Origin of the sequence: uncultured Cardiobacterium sp. (genome assembly GCF_938028185.1) — a bacterium.
In the GTDB taxonomy this organism is placed as follows: domain Bacteria; phylum Pseudomonadota; class Gammaproteobacteria; order Cardiobacteriales; family Cardiobacteriaceae; genus Cardiobacterium.
Window position 1 is genome coordinate 1 of the sequence record NZ_CALJAH010000471.1, and the last position, 6097, is coordinate 6097.

Here is a 6097-nt window from a genome sequence, read left to right on the forward strand (position 1 = left end):
CTGCGTACTGCCTTCGGCGACGCGCCTTGTCTGAAACTTTCGGTGGATGGCTATAAAAAATCCCCGGTCAACATTACCCGTTCAATAATGGACACACCTCCCGCCACACTCCCCATCCTCTACCGCGACGCGCATCTCGTCGCCATCAACAAACCGGCGGGCATCCCCGTACACCGCAGCGCGCTTGACCGCCATGCCGCCGTGACCGTGCTGCAACTGCTGCATGAGCAGACCGGGCTGAAAGGCTATCCGGCACACCGTCTCGACCGGCCCACCAGCGGCGTGCTGCTGCTCGCGCTGGACGCCGACACCGCTCGCCTGCTCGGCGAGCTGATTGCGGCACAGCGGCTGGACAAGCGCTATCACGCCGTGGTGCGCGGCTGGCTGGATGAGGCGGGCGAAATTGACTACCCGCTCACCTATCTCGCCGACAAAATCGCCGACCGCAACCGCCAGCGCGAGAAACCGCCGCAGGAGGCGCTGACCCGCTACCGCTGTTTGGCGCGCAGCGAAGTGCCGTTCGCCAGCGACGGGCGACATCCCACCTCGCGCTACAGCCTCGCCGAACTGCAACCGTTGCAGGGGCGCAAACACCAGCTTCGTCGCCACTTGAAGCACATTTTTCACCCCGTCATCGGCGACACCAGCCACGGCGACAATCGCCAGAACCGCGTTCTCACCGACCGCTGCGGCGCGTTGCGACTGATGCTGCACGCCAGCCGCCTGCAACTGCTGCATCCGCACAGCGGCGCACCGCTCGACCTGCACGCCGCAGTAGATGCGCACTGGGCGCACATCGCCGCCACGCTCGGTCTCAGCCCGCGATAAACCGCCGCACATCCTCCGCGTCAAACGGATACGGCAACTCGCGGTCGCCTTTCGCGTCAAACAACACCGGCACCAGCAAGTCATACTGCGCGCGCAGTGCTGGGTCGCGGTCAATATTGATACGCTGCACCTCAACCCCCATCTCGCACAACAGGGCGAAAGCATCGGCACACAAATGACAGTTCAGGCGGACAAACAGGCGGTAACGCATGGAAAATTCCCAAAAAGGCGCAGCCTAACCCGCCGCCCCGCCCGCCACAACAAAAGTTTGCCCACCGCCGTTGAACCCGTACAATGACGCCCGCAAAAGCCGCGGCATCGCCGCATCACCCATCGCTTCCATACTTGAAAAGGAGTACCCATGAGCGAAGAACAACAAACCCCCGTCGTCCTTGACATCCGCAAACTCTACGCAGGCGATATGTCCGTCGAAGTGCCGCACGCCCCGGAAATCTTCCAGCAGGAACTCAACCCGGAAATCAGCCTCGGCGTCGCCCACGAAATCAAAAAACTGCCGGAAGATAACTACTACCACATCAAACTGCGCCTGACCGTCACCGCCAAAGACGGCGAGCGCGTCATCTACCTGGTGGAAGTCGCGCAAAGCGGCATCTTTGAAATCAGCGGTCTGCCGGACGCCCAACTGCACCACGCGCTCAACGTCTATGCGCCGACCGTGCTCTACCCCTACGCGCGCGAAGCCATCAGCAACGCCATCAACCGCGCCGGATTCCCCAACCTCTACCTGCAACCGATCAACTTCGACCTCATGTACCAGCAGCGGATGCAGGAAGAAGCCGAAAAACAAGGCAACCATCCCGTCCAGTAATGGCCAACATCGCCGTCCTCGGCGCGGGCAGTTGGGGCACCGCGCTCGCATTACAACTGGCGCGCAACGCCCACAACATTACCCTCTGGGCGCACCGCCGCGAACACGCGGCGGCGCTCGGAGAAGCCCGCGAAAACCGCCGCTACCTGCCCGGCATCCCCCTGCCGCCCAACCTCACCGTGAGCGATGACCTCGCCGCGAGCGTTGCGGCGGCAGAACTCATATTGGCGGTCGTCCCCAGCCGCGCCTTCGCCGGACTGCTCCAAGACCTCAAACCGCACCTGCGCGACGGCACGCCGCTCATGTGGGCCATCAAAGGCTTTGAAGCGGGCAGCGGGCGACTTTTGACCGACGTCTTCCGCGACGCCCTCGGCGAACACCCGCACGCCATCCTCGCCGGGCCCAGCTTTGCCAAAGAAGTCGCCGCTGGACTACCAACCGCCGTCACCATCGCCGCCACCGACGACACGCTCGCACAAACCATTGCGCAACACTTCCACGGCAGCAACTTCCTCTGTTACACCAGCCACGACCTCACCGGCGTGCAAATCGGCGGTGCGGTGAAAAACGTCATCGCCATCGCAACAGGCATCGCCGACGGCCTCGGCTGCGGTGCCAACGCACGCGCCGCCCTCATCACCCGTGGCCTGCGCGAAATCACCCGCCTCGCCACCGCCCTCGGCGCAGAAGAAGAAACCCTGACCGGCCTTGCCGGCATGGGCGACCTCGTCCTCACCTGCACCGACGACCAGTCGCGCAACCGCCGCTTCGGCCTCGCGCTTGGCCGGGGCGACAGCGCCGAAGCCGCCAAGGCCGCCATCGGCCAAACCGTGGAAGGCGAAGGCGCGACGCACGACACCTACGCCCTTGCCCAACAACACGGCATCCGGATGCCCATCACCGAACACCTGCACCAGATGCTTGCCGGGAACAGCAGCCTCGAAGACACCTTCACCAGCCTGCTCAACCGCCAAATCAAACAGGAGCGGCACTGACCGGATAGCCGCATCGGGGCGGTTCATGACTCAGTATTTGACGAGATCCTGTAGCAATCCGCTCATTTTCTCGATGACACTTGCATCAGCCTGTTCAACAAATTCCACATTACGGCGGCGGAAATCCATCGACCTGAGCTGGACAGACAGCGCGACACCGCTGATTTTTTCACCATTGACGGCCACTTCGAGTTCAATACCGCGTACCGTTGAAGTAATCGGACAAACCAGCACCAATCCGGTGTGTTTCGCCATGATGGATTTACTCATCACCAGCGCCGGACGGCGTTTTTGAATCTCGCGCCCCGTTGCCGGATCAAAATCAATCATGACAATATCGCCCTGTTCGGGAAGGTAGAGGCTCACAAAACCTCCTTGCCGACAGATGACATTTCCAGCCATTCAACATCCTCTTCCGTCTGGAACATTTCCGGGGTCACCCCGGCAAACAGCGCTTCCAGGGAGCGCTCAGGACTCTCGCGTTGCAAGACGATTTTGCCGTCTTCCAGCCGGGCGGACAGGCGGTCGCCGATACCGGCACCAATCTGCTCCAAAAGCAGCTTGGGCAAGGAAATGATTTGTGCATTGCCGCTTTTGCGGATGATGAGGGTTGAGGTTGACATGATTGCTCCCGCATTGGTTTTACCCAAGTATAATCCAATGACAAAGATCCCATATATAAGTGAACCGCCCCCAAACCCCATGAAGAAAAAAACAGCGCTCCCTGTGCCCCAATAGCCGTACATCACACCATGCCCCTCGACATCCACTACGAAGACCCGGACATCTACGTCATCAACAAACCCGCCGGGTTGCTCTCCGTCCCTGGCCGTGGCGACGACAAATACGACAGCGTACAAAGCCGCTGCCAGGTTTACGCCCCTGCGGCAATGGCAGCGCACCGCCTCGACATGGCGACCAGCGGCCTCCTGCTCATCGCCAAACACAAGGCCGCCGAACGCCACTACAAACAAGAATTTGCCGCGCGCCGCGTCGAAAAACGCTACATCGCCGTCGTCCACGGCACCATTGCCGACGATCACGGCGACATCCACTACCCGCTCATCACCGACTGGGAACGCCGCCCGCGCCAAAAAATCTGCCATGAACACGGCAAAACCGCGCACACCAGCTACCAAGTGCTAGCCCGTGACGGCGCAACCACCCGCGTCGCCCTCATCCCGCACACCGGGCGCAGCCACCAACTGCGCGTGCACCTTGCCGCCATTGGCCACCCCATCCTTGGCGACGAATTCTATGCCGACGAAGAGCCGCCTGCCGCGCCGCGGCTGCTGCTGCACGCCGAAACCCTCGCCGTTGCCAACCTGCACGGAACCTTACAACGCTTTCACCTCGCCCCCGCCTTTTGAGCGACATAACCCGCTATAATTGTGCGACTTTTTACAACCCACCCTAACCGCAAGGAAAACCCATGAAACTGAACCAACTGGCACTCGCCATCCTCACCGCCACCGGCCTGCTCGTCGCCTGCTCCGACGAACCAAAAAAACCGGAAAAAGGCACAAAGACCGAACAAGCCGCACAAACCGCCACCCCGGCAGGCAACACCGCCCAACCGGGCGACCTCGCGCAACAAGCAGAAGACCGCTACCGCGCCAACATCGAGCTGATGAACACCGCCTACCAAAAAATGTACGGTCAGCACACCGCATGGCTCATCAAACAATACCAGGCTAGCGTCAGCGACTACCAGCGCGGCGACAACAGCGCAACCGCGACCAGCAAACTCACCTTCCAGTTCGGCCTGCCGCTGTTTGAAGGCGCCGACCAGCCCCTGACCCTCACCAATAAAGACACCATCACCTACAACAAAGAACTGCTCGACAAAGGCATCGTCGCGCACATTGACACCCAGGCAGACACCGAAGAAACCGGCAAACTCCTCAAAAAAATCCTCAAAGACAACCTCAACACCAGCGACACCAACCTCGACAGTATCCTCACCGGCCTCAGCAACACCAAAACCGCCACCGACCTCCATACCGACGGCAGCGTCCACGTCATCGCCGAAACCGCACCTTTCCAGGTACAAGAAGGCGATGACAGCCTTGACTTCAAAGGAATGAAACAAGAATTCCGCTACAACAACAAAACCTTCGCCGACGGCGTGATGGCGATGGACCTCACCGTCGAACCCTTCACCTTCACCGCCACCGACAAAAAAGACGGCGACAGCGCCACCGTCGCCTTCTCGCCCATCAAAGTCGAATACGCCATCAACGAAGACGGCACCCTCAAACTCAACACCAGCCCGCTCAAAAGCGAAACCACCGCCAAAGAAGGCCTCTTCATCTTTGAAGTGGATGGCATAGATGCCAACGGCAGCGGCGTCAAGTTTGATCCGGCGCTGATGGGCTACCTCGGCGACATTGACTACAACATCAAAAACATCCACGTCACCTACAACGGCGACCAGCGCCCCTTCGGCGACATCACCGGCAAAAGCAGCACCCGCAAAAACAGCGGCGACAACTACGATGCCCGCGACGAAATGACCTGGAACATCAACGGCGCGACCCTCAAACGCCTCGTCCCGCAAATCCCGGTTGAACCGCAAAGCCTGCGCATCAGCGCCAGCATGGAAAACTTCTCCGCCGCCAGCAAACAGGCCTTCCTCGAAAGCTACATTGCGCTCATCGCCGGCCTTAACGCCGCCCAAAAAACCAGCGCTGCCAACATGGTTGCAGGCGACACCATCAATACGCCTGCGGCCGCCACAACCGCCGCCCCGGCAGAAAACCAAACCGCCGACACCGCGACCGACGCCAATGCTGAAACCGCAGCCAGCGTACCTGCGACCGACGCCAATGCCGAAACCGCAGCCAGCGCGGCTGCGTCCGACATCAATGCCGAAACCGTGACCAGCGCAGCCGCCAGCACCGCAACGGCATCCAGCACACAAACAGCCGCCGACAACGAAAAAGCCGCGGCCGGGTACGAAAAAATCGCACAAGAAAAACTCCAGACCGTGCTGCAAGAACTCGTCAAAAACAAAACCCGCCTCAGCTTCGGCCTCGAAGGCACGACCGACAGCGGCAAAGCCAGCTTCACCAGCAGCGTCGGTATTCGCGCCGACAGCACTGCCACCCCGGAAGCCTGGCAACAAGCCTTTGACAACCCGAAAGAATTGCAAGAGCTGCTGCGCAACAACCTCGACCTGCACGCCGAAGCCCGCATCAACAAAAAACTGGCAGAAAAACTGGAACTCGTTCCGCTCATCGAAAGCCAGGGCGCGGCATTCATCACCATTGACGGCGAAGACTACGTCGCCAAACTGGACAACGATAACGGCACGCTAAAAATCAACGGCAAACCGCTGCCCTTCTAATCATTTGCCCCAACCTCAAAAACCCCGCCACGGCGGGGTTTTTTTATAGCCATCCACCGAAAGTTTCAGACAAGGCGCGTCGCCGAAGACAGTACG

The 6097-nt window shown here is 60.3% G+C and carries 8 protein-coding genes; 5 read left to right on the top strand and 3 right to left on the bottom strand.

What is annotated here, in order from left to right:
* The first annotated feature begins 87 nt into the window (after positions 1–87).
* Positions 88–828, top strand: coding sequence for a pseudouridine synthase (locus tag Q0349_RS13625; RefSeq protein WP_298081567.1), 741 nt, complete (start codon positions 88–90; stop codon positions 826–828).
* Here Q0349_RS13625 and Q0349_RS13630 read toward each other — a convergent pair.
* On the bottom strand, positions 815–1039 hold the full coding sequence (locus Q0349_RS13630; RefSeq protein WP_298081560.1) for a glutaredoxin family protein: 225 nt from the start codon (positions 1037–1039) through the stop codon (positions 815–817). The two genes, Q0349_RS13625 and Q0349_RS13630, sit on opposite strands and share 14 nt — an antisense overlap.
* Before the next feature lie 150 nt (positions 1040–1189).
* Between Q0349_RS13630 and secB the strand changes: the two genes are divergently transcribed.
* Positions 1190–1657: a protein-export chaperone SecB gene (gene secB, locus Q0349_RS13635; protein ID WP_298081561.1), complete on the top strand. Its 468-nt coding sequence runs from the start codon at positions 1190–1192 to the stop codon at positions 1655–1657.
* Positions 1657–2652, top strand: a complete 996-nt coding sequence (locus tag Q0349_RS13640; RefSeq protein WP_298081562.1) for an NAD(P)H-dependent glycerol-3-phosphate dehydrogenase — start codon at positions 1657–1659, stop codon at positions 2650–2652. Before secB ends, Q0349_RS13640 begins: the two co-directional genes overlap by 1 nt.
* A 30-nt stretch (positions 2653–2682) precedes the next feature.
* Here the strand turns inward: Q0349_RS13640 and Q0349_RS13645 are convergent, their stop codons facing one another.
* A complete protein-coding gene (locus Q0349_RS13645) occupies positions 2683–3018 on the bottom strand; it encodes a type II toxin-antitoxin system PemK/MazF family toxin (protein WP_298081563.1) in 336 nt (111 codons plus the stop codon).
* On the bottom strand, positions 3015–3275 hold the full coding sequence (locus Q0349_RS13650) for an AbrB/MazE/SpoVT family DNA-binding domain-containing protein (protein ID WP_298081564.1): 261 nt from the start codon (positions 3273–3275) through the stop codon (positions 3015–3017). Before Q0349_RS13650 ends, Q0349_RS13645 begins: the two co-directional genes overlap by 4 nt.
* A gap of 129 nt (positions 3276–3404) precedes the next feature.
* Here Q0349_RS13650 and Q0349_RS13655 point away from each other — a divergent pair, with 129 nt between their 5' ends.
* Positions 3405–4022 (top strand): pseudouridine synthase, encoded by a 618-nt coding sequence (locus tag Q0349_RS13655; protein ID WP_298081565.1) that lies wholly within the window; start codon positions 3405–3407, stop codon positions 4020–4022.
* A gap of 62 nt (positions 4023–4084) precedes the next feature.
* A complete protein-coding gene (locus Q0349_RS13660; RefSeq protein WP_298081566.1) occupies positions 4085–6001 on the top strand; it encodes a DUF945 family protein in 1917 nt (638 codons plus the stop codon).
* The last annotated feature ends 96 nt before the right edge of the window (positions 6002–6097 follow it).

Bases quoted from the DNA above. Each gene is read 5' to 3' on its own strand.
- Q0349_RS13650 (WP_298081564.1), bottom strand. From the start codon at position 3,275: ATGTCAACCTCAACCCTCATCATCCGCAAAAGCGGCAATGCACAAATC.
- secB (WP_298081561.1), top strand. From the start codon at position 1,190: ATGAGCGAAGAACAACAAACCCCCGTCGTCCTTGACATCCGCAAACTC.
- Q0349_RS13640 (WP_298081562.1), top strand. From the start codon at position 1,657: ATGGCCAACATCGCCGTCCTCGGCGCGGGCAGTTGGGGCACCGCGCTC.
- Q0349_RS13630 (WP_298081560.1), bottom strand. From the start codon at position 1,039: ATGCGTTACCGCCTGTTTGTCCGCCTGAACTGTCATTTGTGTGCCGAT.
- Q0349_RS13660 (WP_298081566.1), top strand. From the start codon at position 4,085: ATGAAACTGAACCAACTGGCACTCGCCATCCTCACCGCCACCGGCCTG.
- Q0349_RS13625 (WP_298081567.1), top strand. From the start codon at position 88: ATGGACACACCTCCCGCCACACTCCCCATCCTCTACCGCGACGCGCAT.
- Q0349_RS13655 (WP_298081565.1), top strand. From the start codon at position 3,405: ATGCCCCTCGACATCCACTACGAAGACCCGGACATCTACGTCATCAAC.